The following is a 17,485-nucleotide window of genomic DNA, read 5'->3' as shown; positions in this document are numbered from 1 at the left end:
TAGCCATCACATCTTAATTGAAACCACTATTTTCCCACGCGTTCTACCTTTCAGCTGTTGCTCATGAGCCAGTTCCATCTGTGAAAAATCATACAGGTTCAGGTTAGGCTGTAAGATGCCTTTGCCTAACAAGTCTGCCAGCACTTTCATATCTGCTCCACTGGATTGTACGAGGTAGAAGAATGCGTTTATACCTCTTTCTGCTGCCAGTTGCTTCATCTCATCAGGTACCCCATTGGGGATTTTAATATAGGTACCACCGTTCTTTACTGTTTTGATAGTAGCTGCAAAATCCTGGCTACGTACATTGTCCATCACAAGGTCTGCATCATTTACGACCTTATCTTCCTGCTGAGTGTTGTAATCAATATGCTCATCAGCACCAATGCTGAAAACATAATCTTTATTAGCAGCAGAAGATGTACCGATGACATGCGCACCTATATGCTTAGCGATCTGCACAGCGAAATGGCCTACTCCACCAGCAGCAGCTGTAATCAGTACTTTCTGTCCCTGGGTGAGTTTACCCTGTTGTAATAATGCCTGATAAGCAGTGAGTGCCGCCAATGTCGTAGCTGCAGCCGCTTCATGACTTACATTTGTTGGTTTTAATGCCAGATGGGCTGCAGGCGCCGCTACATATTCAGCATAGGCCTTACCATGCCCCGGGAAATTGACCATCCCAAATACTTCATCTCCTACTTTAAATTCCTTTACAGCCTCTCCTACAGCAGTGATCACACCACTGATATCCCAACCCAGTATGATGGGAAACTGATCCTTCAAACGGCCGGAAATACCCGTTCCTCCATGGGTTTGCACATCTACCGGATTCACGCTAAGGGCCTTTACCTGTACTAATACTTCGTCAGCTTTAATGGTCGGCACAGGTAGTTCTGTATAGATCAATTTGTCATTCCTATTGAAACTATTGATAATAATTGCTTTCATTTTTCATTAATTTACAATGCAAAGATGCCACGAAGCGAGGGTGAGGGCATTGTAAAATTCAAGGTATTAAAAGTATGTTTTGAGGTTATGTTAATAGAAAATACCATACAACCGTTTTTTGTAAGTGTCGAAGAACTGGATGCGTGGAGCCGTCGTCCGCATCAACATAATTTCTTTGAGTTGGTGTACATTGAAAAAGGAACTGGCAGACAGTGTATCAATGATCATAACATCGCCTATGCGCCTGATAATATCTTTCTGCTACCCCCATTCGACTGTCATTCTTTTCAGATAGCAACACCTACCCGCTTTGTATTCATCCGCTTCAATGCCCTCTTTTTTCAGAAAGATGCCAACCAGCTGATGGACTATACCAACTGGTTTAATAACCTGCATTACATCATCAGCACTTATAATCGCCAGCCGGGTGATATTATTCACAATGCCAGTGAAAAAGTCCTGCTGATTAACCTGATTCGTGGAATTGAACATGAATTCAATAATAAACAGGAACAATCTGACAGCATTATCAGGGCCAATATGTTTGCACTTTTAAATATACTGGTACGTAATTTCGAAAGCACATTCAGAGAAAGTAACCCTGTGAATGATAAAGCAGCTGGCGATCTGCTACAGTATATTCAATACAACCTGTTTGACAATGATAAATTAAGAGTGGATGCGCTGGCTAGTGAATTCAATCTCTCTGCCAATTATGTGAGTGAATATTTCAAGAAAAAAACAGGAGAAACCCTGAAGGAATTTATTCTCAAATCCCGTGTGAATGTGGCTTATAGCCGTATACAAAATTCAGGCAAGTCTATGAATGAAATAGCCTGGGAACTGGGATTTACAGATGCGAGTCATTTGTCCAAGATGATTAAGAAGTATTTTCCACCCTCGCACCAGGCTGCAGCTGACAATACTACCAGCTGCGTGCATCCATCATTATAAACCTGCAACCCATTCATCAGCATTCCTGATGGCTGCATGACGGGGGAAGATCTTTTTTACCGGGAATTGGTGTACTTCTGCATCGCTGTCGGCACAGCCATCAGAAAGTATCCACCACTTTGCGGCAAAGCAGAAAAGCCCATATTTCCCGTAGTCATAATTCTGTCAATACAGAAAGCAGGTCCAGTGCCTTCTTAATCACATCCTTTTCTTCCGTCGTATATTTCTCCGATACCACGAGTGCCAGCCATTCTTCCCTTTCCCTGCGGGATAGTTCTACTTTTTGTTTGCCGTGTTTGGTGAGGGAAACCAATGTTTTGCGACCATCAGATGGGGCACTTTTCCTGGAGATGTATTTCAGTCCTTCCATCCTGTTCAGGATCTGCGACATGAATTGGGAGGATATGCTTAGCTGCGCACCCAGTTCAGAAGGAAATGCTTCTTTCTGGATCATGAGGATGCTCAGTACATTGAATTCAGAGATGGATAGTTGTTCCGGGTTGCTCATCTGCTTGCGCAATCGCTTGTTCATGATTGTCACCAGATTGCGGATACCGTAAGCAATTTCTTCGTCCTGATTATTAAACATATGCCTATTAAATTAACTTTGCAAAGCTACTTTGGTATCTTCAAATAAACAAGGAGAATTCCATACCTTGCAAATCCAATTACTCAACTCAAATACTATCAGATGAAATTCACACTCGGAACTCTGCTTGCCATACCAGCAGCTGCGCTCTTTATGACAGCATGTAACAATGGCTCGTCGACCACTGAAACTAAAGACAGCACAAAAACGCCTACTGTACAGGTAACAGATGTTACCATCGAATCAAATGGCGTACCCCTGAACAGTGTTGTCGCTTTCAATGATGACACTGCTACAAAGAAACCAGTTATCGTAATAGTACCGGAATGGTGGGGCCTCGATACCCACGTTAAAAATGTAGCACAGCGCCTGGCTGAACTGGGTTACTTTGCTGTAGGTCTGGATATGTATGGCAATGGCAAACTGGCCGACAATCCTGATTCTGCAAAGGCATGGGCGACCCCTTTCTACGCTAATCCTAAATTGGCGTATGAGCGTATTGCTGCTGCTGTAGCAAAAGCAAAGACTTATGCACAGGTAGATACAAGTCGTATTGCTGCGATCGGCTTCTGCTTTGGTGGCAGCTGTGTATTGAATGCGGCTCGCCTGGGTGCGCCACTGAAAGGGGTGGTAAGTTTCCACGGAGGTCTGGCTACATCATTGCCTATCTCTAAAGACCTGTTCACGGCATCTGCCCTGATCTGCCATGGTGGTGCTGACAAATTCGTATCTCCTGAAGAAGTAGCTACATTCAAAAAGCAAATGGATTCTGCAGGTGTGAAATATGTGTTCAGGGAATATTCAAATGCGACACATGCATTTACGAATCCTGCTGCCACAGCAACCGGTAAGAAATTCAATATGCCGATTGAATACAATGCCGCTGCTGATACTGCCAGCTGGAATGATATGAAAGCCTTTCTGGGTGCTGAATTAAAATAGTTGAAAGGGCTGAATTAAAATTATTGAAAAGAGCTGAATTAAAATTATTGAAAAGGGCGGGTTCAAATGAACCGCCCTTTTTATTTCCAGTCCTGCGTAGTCCGCAGGTCTGTGATAAACTGATACAATGCCTCTAGTTGAGGTGTACCCTTTTTTCCGTAATCGTATATATTCTTCACCTTGCCATCATGCGGTATATGCAGTGTGATAGATGCCATATCTGTAATGGGTAGTTTGAATGAATCCTGCAGATTTGCATAGTTTGTTTGTTGTAGCAGGTGCTGCAGTTTTACAAAGTCTTCTTCTTTGATAGTTGTTCCATAAGTTCCCTGCTGATCTTTATTGAACCGGATCGCTTCGTAAGTAGCAGAACGATCCTGGTTAATAGTCATTTTAAATACCGGGCAGGAGCCGAAACACGGACCTGCTTCAACCTGTATCAGTTGTCCGGCTGAACCCGGAGTGGTTGTTTTACAGCTGACAAGAACAATTGCCAACAGCCAGTATAATGCTTTCATATTAACATGATTATCAATTTCTGTATTCTTAACCAAATCGGTAATTGGTATCAAGCACCGCTTTGCGATTATGAAGAATGAATATGTGCGTATCGGTCTGGGAGCTGCGATAGTAGGTGTGAGTATTTTCATATTCCCTCACCTGTTTGGAGACAGCTATAGTGGGGTGAAAGATATGATTGAACAATCCAGTCGCACACCCCTCACCTATACATTGGCATTCACGATACTGGGTATTGTTGTGCTGAAGCCGATCATCTCTTCAGTTACACTGGGAGCTGGTGGTGATGGTGGGGTATTTGCACCAGGTATTGTGATAGGTGCTTTGCTGGGGCTACTGGTAGCGCTTACATGTAACCAGTTCTTCCACACGCAGCTGGTAGTAAGCAACTTTATCATCCTGGGTATTGCAGCAGTATTAAGCGGCGCCATACATGCACCGCTTACTTCATCTTCCCTGGCAGTACGTTTATCAGGTAGCTTCATACTGACTTTCCCTATTCTGTTAGCCAGTATGGCAGCTCGCTATACTGCCGGGAAAATATATCCTTACACTGTTTATAGCTATAAGGATCAACATTAATATCCATAGCCTAACTGGTCGGAGCGCCGCTCACCCAATACGCGGTAATCCATCCTTTCCAGGGCTTCAGAGACTTTAGGTCTGTCTTTATAAATGGATTTGTGCTCGTAATTGTATATCGCCAATCCAATGTGGAAAATGAAGCCACAATAGACTACGACCCTCAGCACTTTCAGCGCCACTGCCTTTTGGGAGATCAGCCATTCATAGCAATAGAAGGAATAGATCATGGGTAGTGGTAACAGTAAATAGAAGGTGTGTGAAGAAGGCCCTTTTATTGAAAAGAAAAAGCTCACAAACAATAACCCGTAAGAGAAGATATTCAGCCAGCGCACCTTTTTCCACTCCTCATTCTCAGTCTTTATAAAGAATCCAATAATCAAAAGCCCCACTTGCAGGAAGCCGATTACCAACAGGAATACGATAAACGGAATCATCCAGTATTGGGTATGAAAGATCACATCCTTGTCAGTAGAATCACCTAGTACATAAGGGATTTCGTAAGTGGCAAATGACAGGTAACGTAGTAATATCGTGAGGATATTGCCGAAATTCCCCCAGTTGATCACCACATTCTCCCCTACCTTACCGGCCAATGGGTCCGGATGTAACCAGGTAGGTATCAGGGTGAGTAACCCGATCACACCTCCCAGGATATAGAAAAATATAACTTTTTTATTGGCTGTCTTCATCGTGAATGCCATTGCCGCCAGCGTATATGGCACCATCAATACCCATGACATGTGCAGTTGCATGATGAAGGTAGTCGTGATTCCCATCGTGAAATAAGCCAGTCCGGGTTTCATAAGTTTTTCCGTATAAATGGGTAATAATTCAAGTACGGCAATGAAAAATGGAATGGAAAAGACCAGTACATACGATGGGTTGACCACCCTGGTGCTATAATACAATGTCCAGGGAGTTGTCATACATAGGATCCAGACGAGCCAGTCCGGCACTCCTTTCACCCTTTTAGTCACATACCAACCAAGCAGACATAGGCTACTAAACGACAGGATGTTTAATATAATCGTAGGCAGTTCCGGCAACTTTCCGAGGTAAAAAGGAAGGCTCACCAGCAACCCTTGCAGGGCGCCGGGAATCTGAGTATGGGTATATACTACATCTGGTCCGTAGGTAGGCCACGTACCGGTAGTGTAAGATTTTAACCCAATCAGGTAGATCTGCAGTTCATCTGCAAACCAAAATTCTGCACATAGGCCGTAAATAAGCCTGAACATAAATAAACCTGCCAGTAGCAGGCACAATTTCTTTTTCTCCATTTGTTATAACAGCGTAGGGGCTAAAACTAATACGGATGATGATAGGGATTTGTTAAAATTTCTTGATTTCGCATCAAAGTAAAGCATTTCTACGCTGTCATTATATAGACCATATTAAAAAACATCTTTTCCTCATCAAAATAAACCATCATGAAGTACACATTCATGACACTGGCTGTAGCTATGATCGCTTTCACCAGTTGTACTAAAGAATCTACCCAACAGGCAGCAACCCCTGCCACGGAAACTTCCGCTGCCAGAGCAAGCGCTGCGGCTTCCACGATTACGTTCAGTGGATATACCTGGACGGTCAGAACAGAATCCGGCACCTCCGGCCCGGGCCCCAATTACTGGAGCAATAGTTCCAGCAATGTATGGGTAGACAGCAATGGCTTTCTCCATCTCAAAATCAGGAAAGATGCCAGTACTGGCAGATGGCTTTGTTCAGAAGTGTATACCAATCAGTCATTGGGGTATGGCACCTATGTATGGCAGGTAGAAGGTAGAGTTGACTCCCTGGACAGAAATATCGTTTTTGGGTTGTTTAATTACAAATCCGGAGATGATGGGCACCATGAAATGGATATTGAGTTTGCCCGCTGGGGGAACAATGCATGGCCTAATTATAACTATACTGTGTATCCGCAAACAGGTAGTGGCAGTGCATCTTATACGGCTGAACTGAAGCTGAATGGTACTTATAGTACTTATCGGTTTGTGCGGAACAGCAGTAGTGTGTCTTTTTCCGGTTTTCATGGTCATACACAGGCAGCTGCGAATGCCTTTTTTCCATGGACAACGCCATCAGGGTATAATGTGAGTACGGTAGCGATGCCGGTGCATATGAATCTCTGGCTGTTTAATGGCAATGCGCCGTCAGATGCTAAGGAAGTGGAACTGATCGTCCATTCATTCACATTTACAGCGCTTTAGTAGTAATAGGATCAAAACCAGGGCCGGCCTTCAGACAGCCGGCCCATTTATTAATTCGTTTCTTTGCACACCACCCAATCTCTTCTTATTTACTTTTGTACATTATAGATCTCTTCTATCACCTCTTTGTACTTTTCCAACACCACTTTTCTCTTCAAACTCATTTTGGGCGTCATCTCCCCTCCTTCCACGCTCCACTCATCAGGCAACAGTGCAAACTTTCTCACCTGCTCCACATGGTTAAACCTCGAATTATACCCTTCTATCACCTCATTGTATTTTTCTAACACTTTAGGCTCCTTAATGGCCGCTTCATGGGTGGTAAAATTGATCCCCTGCTGCTGCATCCATTGCTTTAAGTATGGAAATGCCGGCACAATGAGGGCACTCACAAACTTCCTGTCTGCCCCTATCACCATCATCTGCTCGATGAAGGGATCTTCCTTACATTTATTTTCTATCGGCTGAGGGGCCACATATTTACCCCCGCTTGTCTTGAACAGTTCTTTTTTACGATCGGTGATCTTCAGGTATTTCCCTTCCTGAAGTATACCGATATCGCCGGTCAGTAACCAGCCATCTTTTACCACCTCTGCGGTCAGGTCAGGTCTTTTATAGTAACCCACCATCACAGAATCACCTTTCACGCAGATTTCCCCATCTTCTGCCAGTTTCACACTAAGACCTTCCAAAACGGGACCTACTGTACCAAATCTGACCTCTTTACGGGTATTTACGCTGATCACGGGACTATTCTCGGTAGGTCCGTAACCTTCGTAAACGGGTATTTTAGCCGCCCAGAAGATGCGTAGCAGCTTTTCCTGGCAGGCAGCGCCACCCGTCACGATGAAATCTATCTTACCACCCAGGGCAGCTCTCCATTTACTAAAAATGAGTTTATCAGCTAGTGCGAGTTGCAGGTTGTACCAGGCGCCGCCACTTTTGACATTGTCATAGCGGGTAGCCAGGTTCACCGCCCAGAAGAATAAAGTTTTTTTGATACCGGTCAATCTATTACCGGTAGCGAGGATCTTATCATATACCTTTTCCAGAAGGCGCGGTACGGTAGTAAATCCGTCCGGTTGTATTTCCCGCAGGTTGTCAGCGATGGTATCCAGACTTTCAGCGTAGTAAATGCTGGTGCCACTGTAGAAGTAAATATAGGTGACGCATTTCTCGAAAATATGGTTCAGCGGAAGGAAGCTCAGTGCTTTTTTAGCAGGATCGTCATAAAAAGGGAACGAGACCTTGCCCATAAAGGCATCACTCACAATATTGTGATGACTCAGCATCACACCTTTTGGTGTACCGGTGGTACCTGATGTATAGATGATAGTAGCCAGTTGTTGGGGCGATATGCCTGCTTTCACTTCCTGCACTTTTTGCAGCAGTTCAGGCGTGGCCATATCTGTGACGGCCGACCAATGTGATGCATCAGGCACTTCGTCTAACGTATAGATCCCTTTCAGAAACGACAATTGCGGTCGAATGCTGTTGATCTTATCATACAATTCCTGGTTGCCAATGAAAATGTACTTCACTTCGGCATCATTTAGGATAAATTCCAGTTCCAGCGTGCTGGTGGTGGGATAGAGCGGTACAAGTATCGCTCCTGTTTGCTGCACGGCCAGATCGGTAAAGATCCATTCTGGTCGGTTCGAGCTGATAATGGCAATTTTGTCGGCTCCGGCAGCAGAACCATCATTGCCACTAACGCCCAGTTGCAGTAACCCGGCACTGAATTTATCAGCGATTTCTCTTACAAAAGCAGTGCTGTAGCGAGTCCAGGTGCCATTCACCTTGGCGGCCAGCATGTCTTCCTTAGGAAATTTTTCGAGTTGATAATCTACGGCATCGAACAGCCTATCCTTACGTGAATGCATCATAAACGTGAAAATGCGAAAATACGCCCGACTTTTTTTAAATAAATTTTGAAATATTCAATAATTGATTACCTTTGCAATCCCAATCGCGAAATGCCGCGTTGGTCAATCGGCTAAGACGCCTCCCTTTCACGGAGGAATGACGGGTTCGACTCCCGTACGCGGTACGAAGAAAAGGAACATCATCAGATGTTCCTTTTTGTTTTAGGCAAATCCTTTTTCTGGACCGATATATCTCTCGATCTAAAGCACTTGTTAACAAATCCATTTAGCCTTTTTATGAACAATCAATGCTTCATCCCTGAATGATGTGCAACCTAATTCTCTTTTCAAATTTTTTGTTGTAATAACCAATTCAAATATCCATGTAATTGTGTTCCCAGGTAATAAGGTATATTCATCAATAAATAAGGTTTTTTACCCGGTGTAATGGCTCTCTCTAAAGAAAATGTACCTCCGTAAATTCTAACCGCATAAGCATGATCTGCTGCATCAATGAACTGATGAAGTGATCTAAGCGTACCCGTACTGCCCGACTTTATTTCTATAGGAATTAAATATTCTCCATTTACCTGTACTAAATCGACTTCTGCATTGGATTGTGATTTCTCTCTTACCCAAAAATGCGGATTGTTAGGAGAGATTTCGCTCATTGAAATAACTTCTTGGGTAATCAAATGAGGAATCACTGCCCCCTTATAAGTATTACTCAAATCGCTCATGCTTAACATTTGCGCTTGAATAGACAACGTATAGTTTACAAGGCCTGTATCCAGTATTTGAAATCTTGGTGATTTTTTTAAATCAGCCCTTGGAGGAGGTTGTAAATCGGTAGTTGGATAAATTAATCGAATTATCTTCGCGTCTTCAAGCGTCCTAAATGCCTCTCCTACCTCCCTTGATCTATAAGAGGAATTACCAAAACCCTGAAATTTAACACGCTCGTCTAAATACAGCGGAGCCGTATCCATAATATGTTTAATTATTTTTCTTTCTGTTTCATTCGTAGTATATTTTTCAACATCATTTTTATATGTTCCCCATATACTCTCATATATCCTGGTAAGATCTGCAAGGTTGTTTTTCTCAATATCCGTTTTAATGATTTCCGGCATTCCTCCTATAATCGCGTAGCGATGAAAAATATCCATCAATAATTGATGAGCAACAGGCCTAACCGGAAGTGTTTTCAACTGCTCGATTAAGTCCCCCCTACCAATTGCTTCCAGATATTCCTCGAAGTTCATTGGATGGAGATACAGAAATTCAACCCGTCCAACTGGAAAACTTTTTACTTTTTGAATAGCAAATTCCAAAAGAGAACCGGCGCTGATAATATGTAAAGTTGGAACTTCTTCATAAAAGAAGCGTAGTAATTGAATTGCTTTGGGGCATTCCTGTATTTCATCTATAAATAATAATGTATTACCAACTTCCGCTAAGGGTATATTGTAGGTTAGGAATAATGATTCACAAATGGCTTTTACATCATCAAAATCCTCAAAATACTTTCTATCTGTTCCTTTTTCAAGATTCAAGGAAATAAAATGGGCATAAGAACTGGAAAAATCATTTACTAATGTTGTCTTCCCGACCTGTCTGGCACCTCTGACAATCAGTGGCTTTCGAGAAGAATTAGTTTTCCAAATGTGAAGATATTTTTCAACATGTCTTTTAAATGCCATACTATTTTGTTATATAACAAAGGTAAAAAACATAAATCAATGTAACAAAACAAGCTCATTTTAACTATGAAATTGTAATAAAATATACCCAATTACAAAATAATGTTATCTAATACATATATGTTGCCTTAAAATTTGCATGGTAAAAGTTAGGCCTCAAACAGTCTCTATTTCAACTTTTCTAATAATCCTACATCTTCTTTCCACTTAGCCAACTCTCTTTCATACGCATATTGCGTTTTAGTCAGCCTAAGCGTATGAGGGGACCCTTTCCTGATGGTTTCCATTTTAATGTCAATTACAACATCTCTGATAGCACACTCCATTTCATTCCGCTTTTCCAGTATAGCTTGATAATCAAAAATCTGTAGTGTATCAGATTTAAGAAAATCTGCCAGGATATCCCAAATATATCCATAGATACCAGATTTTTTAGGCACAGGTCTTGACCAGCTAATGGGAGCCTTAGGTTTATCCAGCACCCTGCGTTGGAGATCCCTTATGCAAACTGATAATAACTGCATAGCAAGATCTGACTCATTCCCGGAACCCAGTATTTCAACTATCAGGATGTCATTTACGTATTCTCGCGTTAGTTTCTTTGTAAGGGCTCCTGTTATCTTCTTCGGCCAATTTTTTTCTTTGATCACTTTCTTCTCGTCTACTTGCAAAAGGCTTCGTAAAATTTCTCTAACGGCCCCCTTCTCATTTTCTGCAGTCAATTTCAGATTTTCCAGATAGTCAGGTATGCACGAGGCTTGTTGTTCCACAAATGCCTTTACTGAAAGGGAGCTATTCTCCAACAAATCATTGAAGATGCCTAACAGATGTTTGATAACAGGCACTTCTTTTTTATTGCCGGCGGTTAAGAAAATATTTTCAAATTGATCTATTGGATAATGTTCAACCAGCTTTATCCATTTGTCAACGGCGATCCGAACAAAATGGTCTGTCAAAAATTTCGAGCCTTTCTTCAATAGATACTTCTCATCATTCAAGTTTATCAGCCAGTCTGCTAATGGACTATAATCGGTTTTCCCTTTCAGGTGATTTACCGGTATCCCAGCTTCTACCAGTTTTTTTGTAAGGGCAATATCTTCCATTGTGAGGATTTTCCAATCCTGGTTATAATAGTCGATCCATTCCAGCTTATTATTCGCATCAAGGTTGATCACCATGTCATAATGGTACTTACGAGGCCACAGGAAAACAGCGCCGTAGTGATACCAATATTGCATTTCCATACCTGCATTGCCAGTATATCCTTCAGCGGCTTTTTGTATCGGCTCTCCCTCATTAAGGGTTATAGCTGATATAAGGTCCATTTCATCAAACTGGATATTTCGCAACGGGGGTATACCTCCTTTCATCCAATGCTCGATGGAAACATTTTCATCATACACCTCTCCTATTATTCCATTTTCTGTCAGACTCTCATCGTCATACTCCTCATAATAACGATGAGGTCTTCTATAGCTACGACCTGAAGACGATTGCTTGGTATCATCTTCCGTTAGCTCTCCCACTTGATAGGAAGTAACCAAGCCCAGCTTTGTATAAAACCCTGCCAGCTCCGCTGCCCGGATAAGTGCCTCTGCCTTATGCCTGTCGTTTAATTTCAAAGCATTCATAGTGAAATTGGAAGGGGTATACTGGTGCCCTAATAGCACAATTTTGGGAATATCCCTTTCTTCTTCACTGGCCTTCAAAAGTGCAGCCAATTTCTTTACCTGATCATGTAGTTGTTGTGGCTGGATCTTCTTATTCCCCTTAATCTGAACAAGGTTATATACCAGGCAAACCCGGTAACCAGATGTGATGGGCCTGATCTCATGCTCACAATCAGCATAAAAGGCCGCAAATGGAATTTGATACGAGTTGACCGGGGCAGAAAAGTCAATAGTTTCAATACATCCGTCAAATTTTACAACTAACTCACCACCTGTATGCTTGGAAGGCAAACCTATAATCAGCGTACCGAACATCCCCGGCTCCTTCTCAGAATCTTTATGAGGTAGAAAGAAGTCCCCTTTCTGATATATCAGCAACTTGTACAGGTTTGCAGAAACTGAAAGCCCGTCAAGCCCCATAGAAGGCGTAATTTGTCTCACAATCCCGTCTACAAACCCTCCCCATTTTTTATTAACAAATTTTATTTGGTCTGCATCGATTTCCCAGACACTTCTCACAGCTTTGTCGAGCACCGTCTTGCTTCCCTTACCGAATGGCGCCTGGTGTGCTATTTTGATCAACGTTTTAATTTGGGTAGCATTGATAGGAAACCCGATTTCATCCATGCCCCGGACCTGTAAACCAGGGAAGAGGAAAGGCAGAACTCCACTACTTACAAAGGAGCCTGTTCCTTTAATCTCTCCTAAAATGTTCAGCATCTGTTTCCCGAAGTTTGCCATGTTACCTGATTGAGGGTGTTAATAATATAAAGCCATGAAAAATATTGATGCCAAATATCGTTAAATAAAATTTCCATGTCATGTTCGCTCATCTATTATAAATAATCCTGAAATCGCATATCCAATAGTTCGACTTCCGTCTCCTTCCCTGTACGATAGAAAAAGAACATCAAATGATGTTCCTTTTCCATTATAATACACATTATGCTCACCGAGCCTAGACAAAATTTCCGGATTAAACCTGCGTGCCAACTACTGTTCCATCTGTATCCGATGTTGGTCTTCCATTTTTTATTCTTAATCTTCCATTTGCATCTACCCAAAAGAAGTAATTACCTAATATGAATTTCCCTTTATTATACCCCTGATCAGGAATACCAACATCCATGTTTTCATTCAGGATGAATACATCTTTTTCGACACCAGCACCTGCGGATACATAAAAACGCTGCCCTAATTGATCAGAGTAATTCCCCCTGACATATTTGACACCTGCCCTATATGAAGCATTAACATCATTGACAGCTGTAAATCCACAATCAGAATAAGCAGTTCCCGCACTTGCTCCGGAGGGGAGACCATAACCAATCGTACGATGATTGCCCAATGCAATAGTAGTACCGGAAACATTGGTAATGCCTGTCGCCGATCCAGAAAAAGTATTACCGAAGACCTGGGAAGATGAATCTGTTACCAGACCTCCATTTAGGTCGATATAATAATTACCTGATACAATAATATTTTTGCCGGAAAAAGAAAATGCATTACCGGAAACAACAGTCGCACCTGCCTGAACCTGATTCCCTACTATAGAAGCACCTGTCAGATTAACAGTTCCGCCGATGCCAATGAATCCATTTACTCCCCGTGCAGCAATCCAGTTACCATGGGCCACCAAGTTTTGCCCATTTGACTGAAAAATTCCATAAGTGCGGCAAAAATCAAAGACATTACCTATAAGGGAGATCTGTGTCCCTGTGAGAATATTGACAGCTGCATTGGCATACACAGTGATACATTCAGTAATCAGAATACCTTCAGACTTATAACCCGCTGTAGGATGAGGAGTGGAGGAAAAATAAAATGCATTGTCGCAATAACCTAACATTGATTGTGAAATGGTATTATTTACACAATAGGAAAAACTGAAAATATTACCAGTATATCCTGTAATATCATTATCCACACGAATCATATTAAAGTGACTTTCCTTCATATCGTAACAATCAAATACAATAGCAAAGGTGCTGCCCGTCTGTATGTTACGAAACTTATGACGAATACCTGAAATTCTGAAGACAGTTGCTGTCGTAACCGATGCATTCTTTTTAGAAATATTCAAATCATGAATATCTACTGTATTTATAATGTTAATGGCTGCATCAGCATTCCCAATACATACCAGTGAAGAACCTTGTCCATCGATTGTTATTAACCTGTTGCCTAGTTCTATTGCAGAAATATAATACGTACCAGTAGGAAACATAATTGAGCCTGTTTCACTTACAGGAACTGCATTGATGGTATTCGAAATCGCAACTGTGTCATCCTGGGGATTATTGGTATCTGTATATCCCCAAGCACCAAACCAACGAACATTTAACGGTCCAGTAATAACCCTTTTCCACCTACCTGTACTTACGCCGGTTACAGCTATAATAGTGCCTCCATTGGCAGTTTCTGTGGAGCTGCTATCCCAATAAAATTCACCGCCTCCATCATCACCAGAATTATGATAACCCAAAAGAGAGGCTTGCTCACCTGTCGTCGCGCCAGGAGTTACGCTTAAAACAGCGAAAGTTGCAAAAACCATTTTGAATAATTTTAGTTAACAAAAATTTTATTGAAGGTAATGGAGGAGCACGCATTAGATTTGCGTAATAAAGTGAGGAATTTGCAGATGGTACGGGATTGAAATCATATGATTTTGGAGCACGTATGTATGATCCTACTATAGCAAGATGGATGAATAAGGATCCGCACGCTGCCAAATACTATGGGGTATCATCTTATAGTTATGTAGCAAACAATCCAGTGAATGCGATTGACCCTGACGGACGCGACATTATTATATTAAAAGCGCCTATGAATGTGGGTCGTTGCGAACATGCCGCAAAATTGATCTGTAATGCAAGTGGCGGTTACGGTTATATTCGAAGAATAGAACTACAGAAAATTATGGAATTTTCTGTCCTTCGTGGGATATTGGTAATTATCAAGCCCAAACATCCATGCAATATAGGAAGAAAACAAAAAACCTCACAAAAAATTAAATATCAATTAAATAATAATTCAATAATGATCGTATCAAATTAAAATCCTGCATGTAATAGTTCGACATCTGTCTCCTTCCCTGTCATAAGAAAGAAACCGTCTCATTTATTTATAAGACGGCTTCTTTCTTATTCAGTTTTGAACATGCAAATCCATTTTCCCAAAGGCGCCCTCCATTATTTCAGTACCAAAAACCAGCGAAATCAATCTTTCGGCACCACCATTTAAAATCATTTTGGATACCTGAAAATATTTTACTTTTGGAGAGTAATAAACCCTTTCCATGTAAATGGGAAATATCATCCGACTACATGCATGCATCCTTTCTCTATACCATGGCGCTGGGCGACAGCTATGGCATGAAATATGAATACCTGCCCCACGCTACCAATGCCGACCTATCTGACCTTGTACATGCGGAGCATCCTAAACTAACAGCTTATAAAAAGGGCGATTATACAGATGATACACAGATGTCACTGGCAAATATGGAACTGCTACTCGCAAAGCAATCTTTTGATATTACAGCAGAGGAATTTGTAAGCGCCTGGCTACATACATTCAAACGTGATCCTCACGTAGGATATTCAAGACACATGCAAAAACTATTAGCAGAGTGCGAAACTTCGGCAGAGTTTGTGAGTCAGCTTGCACCTTCCAGCAGAACTACCAGCGGTGCAGCGATGCGCGCAGGTGTTTTTGGAGTGATTGAAGATATTGAAGAAATGAAACGACTGACACTGCTACAGGGCCGTATTACCCATAATAACCTCGCTGGGACTACATCTGCATTGGCAGTAGCGCTGTCTGTGCATTTTTTGCATTACGGAGGTACTCGCCAGCAATTGGAAGCGTTTTTAACTGTGCAGTTAGGCGAAGGATGGGAACAAAATGGTATTGAAAATGATCCCGGAAATGCAATGATGATAGTGACACAAGCCCTCTCTGCATTGAAGAATGCAAAAACGATGGCAGACGTATTTTTAAATGTGGTAAACCAAATAGAGAATTCGGATACAGATACAGTGTGTGCAATAGCCGCAATTATTGCCTCCCGTTGTACTGTTCTCGAGGATTATGTGCCGGAAACATTGAAGAATGGATTGGAGAATGGAACATATGGAGCCGATTATCTTCGTAAGATTGATATGCAGGTAGAAGCAATTTTTCCGCGGAAAATGCTTTATCATTACCTGCCGTAAATCTGTTGAAGCGGGTTATTCAAGACGAAATCCAACGAATTCCTGCAATTTGCTTACATACCATAAAGAATCAAAGCCAATGTCAAATAACCAAGGCCAAGGGTGGTTTCGAAAGGCCCTTCAACCTGGGATCTATGATCATTGTCCAGGCAATGATCAATACTACCTGCTGTGACGCGGGAACCTGCTATGTAAAGAAACGCATTGGATGATGCTATAAAATCGAAAATCCGGTAATACTCAGCTAAACTCCTGTAATAATTTTATTTCATTACGGTACAATAATACCTTACCATCATTTTCCAGTAGTTTAAGTAGCCGGGATACTACCACTCTGGACGTGGCAAGCTCATCGGCTATCTGGTAATGGGAAGCTTTGATAACGTTTGAGCCAGAGAGCCGCTTCTTTTCTTTCAGGTAAGCAATCAGCCGTTCATCAAGCTTAAGGAATGCAATGCTTTCAATAGATTTTAAGAGTTCGGAAAACCGTTCGTTAAAGCTCCGCAAAATGTAATTTTTCCAGCTTGGATATTTGCAAAGCCATTCATCCAGTTTATTATGCGGGATCGCAATGATCTCCAGATCGCCTTCAGCAATAGCTTTAACTTCACTCTTCTTCTCTTCAAGGCAACAGCTATAAGCCATTGAGCAAGTCTCACTACTGGACAGATAGTACAATAGTATTTCATTGCCGTTATCGTTCCTTTTAAGGACCTTTAAGGAGCCTTTGACAACCAGTGGCATCATACGGATATATTTACCATAATCTATGATAATATCTCCATCTTTAAATGATCGCATTTCACCGAACTCCTTAATCTCTTCCATTAAGGCAGGTTCAAGTACAAAATCTAAACGGGCTGACTCATTCATACCCCTAAAGTTAACAGAAATGCGTTAATCCGGAACATTGAATTCTCTGAATAGTGCATCTGCTGAACTTTTCTATTGTGCTTATTATGCCTGGCAATATTTTGCAACATTATTCCAGCTCCCGCCATTGATCACCTGGCTAAACCCATTCTTTTCCAGGATAGACTTAGCCTGACTGCTTCTGCCACCGCTTTGACAAAATACAACGATGCTTTTTTTATCCTTAAATCTGGAAAGCTGCGAAGCTATCTGATCCAGGGGTATATTTACCGAACCCTTCACATGCCCATTGGCAAATTCTGCAGCAGTACGTACGTCCACTAAAAACGCACCATCCTTAATAATTTTCCCCAGATCAATTGCTGGAAAACCACTAAATAATTGTTTGAAAAAATCCATAAAAC

The 17,485-nt window shown here is 41.8% G+C and carries 16 protein-coding genes and 1 tRNA gene; 7 read left to right on the top strand and 10 right to left on the bottom strand.

Annotated elements, in window-relative coordinates:
* Positions 1-6 precede the first annotated feature (6 nt).
* Positions 7-951 (bottom strand): NADP-dependent oxidoreductase, encoded by a 945-nt coding sequence (locus SIO70_RS08195; protein ID WP_320580448.1) that lies wholly within the window; start codon positions 949-951, stop codon positions 7-9.
* Between the two features lie 87 nt (positions 952-1,038).
* Between SIO70_RS08195 and SIO70_RS08190 the strand changes: the two genes are divergently transcribed.
* Positions 1,039-1,905, top strand: coding sequence for an AraC family transcriptional regulator (locus SIO70_RS08190; protein ID WP_320580447.1), 867 nt, complete (start codon positions 1,039-1,041; stop codon positions 1,903-1,905).
* 154 nt (positions 1,906-2,059) lie between these two features.
* Here the strand turns inward: SIO70_RS08190 and SIO70_RS08185 are convergent, their stop codons facing one another.
* Positions 2,060-2,494, bottom strand: coding sequence for a MarR family winged helix-turn-helix transcriptional regulator (locus tag SIO70_RS08185; RefSeq protein ID WP_320580446.1), 435 nt, complete (start codon positions 2,492-2,494; stop codon positions 2,060-2,062).
* A 102-nt stretch (positions 2,495-2,596) separates the two neighbouring features.
* Here SIO70_RS08185 and SIO70_RS08180 point away from each other — a divergent pair, with 102 nt between their 5' ends.
* On the top strand, positions 2,597-3,436 hold the full coding sequence (locus tag SIO70_RS08180) for a dienelactone hydrolase family protein (RefSeq protein ID WP_320580445.1): 840 nt from the start codon (positions 2,597-2,599) through the stop codon (positions 3,434-3,436).
* Between the two features lie 80 nt (positions 3,437-3,516).
* Here the strand turns inward: SIO70_RS08180 and SIO70_RS08175 are convergent, their stop codons facing one another.
* Entirely contained in the window at positions 3,517-3,954 is a 438-nt protein-coding gene (locus tag SIO70_RS08175; RefSeq protein ID WP_320580444.1) for a DUF6438 domain-containing protein, read from the bottom strand.
* A 70-nt stretch (positions 3,955-4,024) separates the two neighbouring features.
* On the opposite strand from SIO70_RS08175, the gene SIO70_RS08170 reads away from it, so the two are divergent.
* Positions 4,025-4,537 (top strand): chloride channel protein, encoded by a 513-nt coding sequence (locus SIO70_RS08170; protein WP_320580443.1) that lies wholly within the window; start codon positions 4,025-4,027, stop codon positions 4,535-4,537.
* Here SIO70_RS08170 and SIO70_RS08165 read toward each other — a convergent pair.
* Entirely contained in the window at positions 4,534-5,820 is a 1,287-nt protein-coding gene (locus tag SIO70_RS08165; RefSeq protein ID WP_320580442.1) for a hypothetical protein, read from the bottom strand. The two genes, SIO70_RS08170 and SIO70_RS08165, sit on opposite strands and share 4 nt — an antisense overlap.
* Positions 5,821-5,970: 150 nt before the next feature.
* Between SIO70_RS08165 and SIO70_RS08160 the strand changes: the two genes are divergently transcribed.
* Positions 5,971-6,753: a glycoside hydrolase family 16 protein gene (locus SIO70_RS08160; protein ID WP_320580441.1), complete on the top strand. Its 783-nt coding sequence runs from the start codon at positions 5,971-5,973 to the stop codon at positions 6,751-6,753.
* Positions 6,754-6,842: 89 nt separating this feature from the next.
* On the opposite strand, the gene SIO70_RS08155 is transcribed toward SIO70_RS08160, so the two are convergent.
* Positions 6,843-8,639 (bottom strand): long-chain fatty acid--CoA ligase, encoded by a 1,797-nt coding sequence (locus tag SIO70_RS08155; protein WP_320580440.1) that lies wholly within the window; start codon positions 8,637-8,639, stop codon positions 6,843-6,845.
* A 92-nt stretch (positions 8,640-8,731) separates the two neighbouring features.
* On the opposite strand from SIO70_RS08155, the gene SIO70_RS08150 reads away from it, so the two are divergent.
* Positions 8,732-8,803: transfer RNA gene (locus SIO70_RS08150), tRNA-Glu, on the top strand.
* Positions 8,804-8,965: 162 nt separating this feature from the next.
* Here SIO70_RS08150 and SIO70_RS08145 read toward each other — a convergent pair.
* The 3 genes from SIO70_RS08145 to SIO70_RS08135 all read right to left on the bottom strand — a co-directional run bounded on the left by SIO70_RS08145 (position 8,966) and on the right by SIO70_RS08135 (position 14,545).
* On the bottom strand, positions 8,966-10,321 hold the full coding sequence (locus SIO70_RS08145; protein WP_320580439.1) for an ATP-binding protein: 1,356 nt from the start codon (positions 10,319-10,321) through the stop codon (positions 8,966-8,968).
* Positions 10,322-10,488: 167 nt separating this feature from the next.
* On the bottom strand, positions 10,489-12,732 hold the full coding sequence (locus SIO70_RS08140) for a hypothetical protein (protein WP_320580438.1): 2,244 nt from the start codon (positions 12,730-12,732) through the stop codon (positions 10,489-10,491).
* A 235-nt stretch (positions 12,733-12,967) separates the two neighbouring features.
* A complete protein-coding gene (locus tag SIO70_RS08135) occupies positions 12,968-14,545 on the bottom strand; it encodes a hypothetical protein (protein WP_320580437.1) in 1,578 nt (525 codons plus the stop codon).
* Positions 14,546-14,670: 125 nt separating this feature from the next.
* On the opposite strand from SIO70_RS08135, the gene SIO70_RS08130 reads away from it, so the two are divergent.
* Positions 14,671-15,048 (top strand): RHS repeat-associated core domain-containing protein, encoded by a 378-nt coding sequence (locus SIO70_RS08130; RefSeq protein ID WP_320580436.1) that lies wholly within the window; start codon positions 14,671-14,673, stop codon positions 15,046-15,048.
* Positions 15,049-15,317: 269 nt separating this feature from the next.
* Positions 15,318-16,208, top strand: coding sequence for an ADP-ribosylglycohydrolase family protein (locus SIO70_RS08125; RefSeq protein WP_320580435.1), 891 nt, complete (start codon positions 15,318-15,320; stop codon positions 16,206-16,208).
* A 240-nt stretch (positions 16,209-16,448) separates the two neighbouring features.
* Here the strand turns inward: SIO70_RS08125 and SIO70_RS08120 are convergent, their stop codons facing one another.
* Entirely contained in the window at positions 16,449-17,081 is a 633-nt protein-coding gene (locus SIO70_RS08120) for a Crp/Fnr family transcriptional regulator (RefSeq protein ID WP_320580434.1), read from the bottom strand.
* Between the two features lie 84 nt (positions 17,082-17,165).
* Positions 17,166-17,480: a rhodanese-like domain-containing protein gene (locus SIO70_RS08115; protein ID WP_083726027.1), complete on the bottom strand. Its 315-nt coding sequence runs from the start codon at positions 17,478-17,480 to the stop codon at positions 17,166-17,168.
* Between the last annotated feature and the right edge of the window lie 5 nt (positions 17,481-17,485).

It is taken from the genome of Chitinophaga sancti, from assembly GCF_034087045.1.
GTDB lineage: Bacteria > Bacteroidota > Bacteroidia > Chitinophagales > Chitinophagaceae > Chitinophaga > Chitinophaga sancti_B.
This window is presented reverse-complemented; position numbering and strand designations above follow the sequence as displayed.

Bases quoted from the DNA above. Each gene is read 5' to 3' on its own strand.
- SIO70_RS08195 (WP_320580448.1), bottom strand. From the start codon at position 951: ATGAAAGCAATTATTATCAATAGTTTCAATAGGAATGACAAATTGATC.
- SIO70_RS08190 (WP_320580447.1), top strand. From the start codon at position 1,039: ATGTTAATAGAAAATACCATACAACCGTTTTTTGTAAGTGTCGAAGAA.
- SIO70_RS08185 (WP_320580446.1), bottom strand. From the start codon at position 2,494: ATGTTTAATAATCAGGACGAAGAAATTGCTTACGGTATCCGCAATCTG.
- SIO70_RS08180 (WP_320580445.1), top strand. From the start codon at position 2,597: ATGAAATTCACACTCGGAACTCTGCTTGCCATACCAGCAGCTGCGCTC.
- SIO70_RS08175 (WP_320580444.1), bottom strand. From the start codon at position 3,954: ATGAAAGCATTATACTGGCTGTTGGCAATTGTTCTTGTCAGCTGTAAA.
- SIO70_RS08170 (WP_320580443.1), top strand. From the start codon at position 4,025: ATGAAGAATGAATATGTGCGTATCGGTCTGGGAGCTGCGATAGTAGGT.
- SIO70_RS08165 (WP_320580442.1), bottom strand. From the start codon at position 5,820: ATGGAGAAAAAGAAATTGTGCCTGCTACTGGCAGGTTTATTTATGTTC.
- SIO70_RS08160 (WP_320580441.1), top strand. From the start codon at position 5,971: ATGAAGTACACATTCATGACACTGGCTGTAGCTATGATCGCTTTCACC.
- SIO70_RS08155 (WP_320580440.1), bottom strand. From the start codon at position 8,639: ATGATGCATTCACGTAAGGATAGGCTGTTCGATGCCGTAGATTATCAA.
- SIO70_RS08145 (WP_320580439.1), bottom strand. From the start codon at position 10,321: ATGGCATTTAAAAGACATGTTGAAAAATATCTTCACATTTGGAAAACT.
- SIO70_RS08140 (WP_320580438.1), bottom strand. From the start codon at position 12,732: ATGGCAAACTTCGGGAAACAGATGCTGAACATTTTAGGAGAGATTAAA.
- SIO70_RS08135 (WP_320580437.1), bottom strand. From the start codon at position 14,545: ATGGTTTTTGCAACTTTCGCTGTTTTAAGCGTAACTCCTGGCGCGACG.
- SIO70_RS08130 (WP_320580436.1), top strand. From the start codon at position 14,671: ATGTATGATCCTACTATAGCAAGATGGATGAATAAGGATCCGCACGCT.
- SIO70_RS08125 (WP_320580435.1), top strand. From the start codon at position 15,318: ATGCATGCATCCTTTCTCTATACCATGGCGCTGGGCGACAGCTATGGC.
- SIO70_RS08120 (WP_320580434.1), bottom strand. From the start codon at position 17,081: ATGAATGAGTCAGCCCGTTTAGATTTTGTACTTGAACCTGCCTTAATG.
- SIO70_RS08115 (WP_083726027.1), bottom strand. From the start codon at position 17,480: ATGGATTTTTTCAAACAATTATTTAGTGGTTTTCCAGCAATTGATCTG.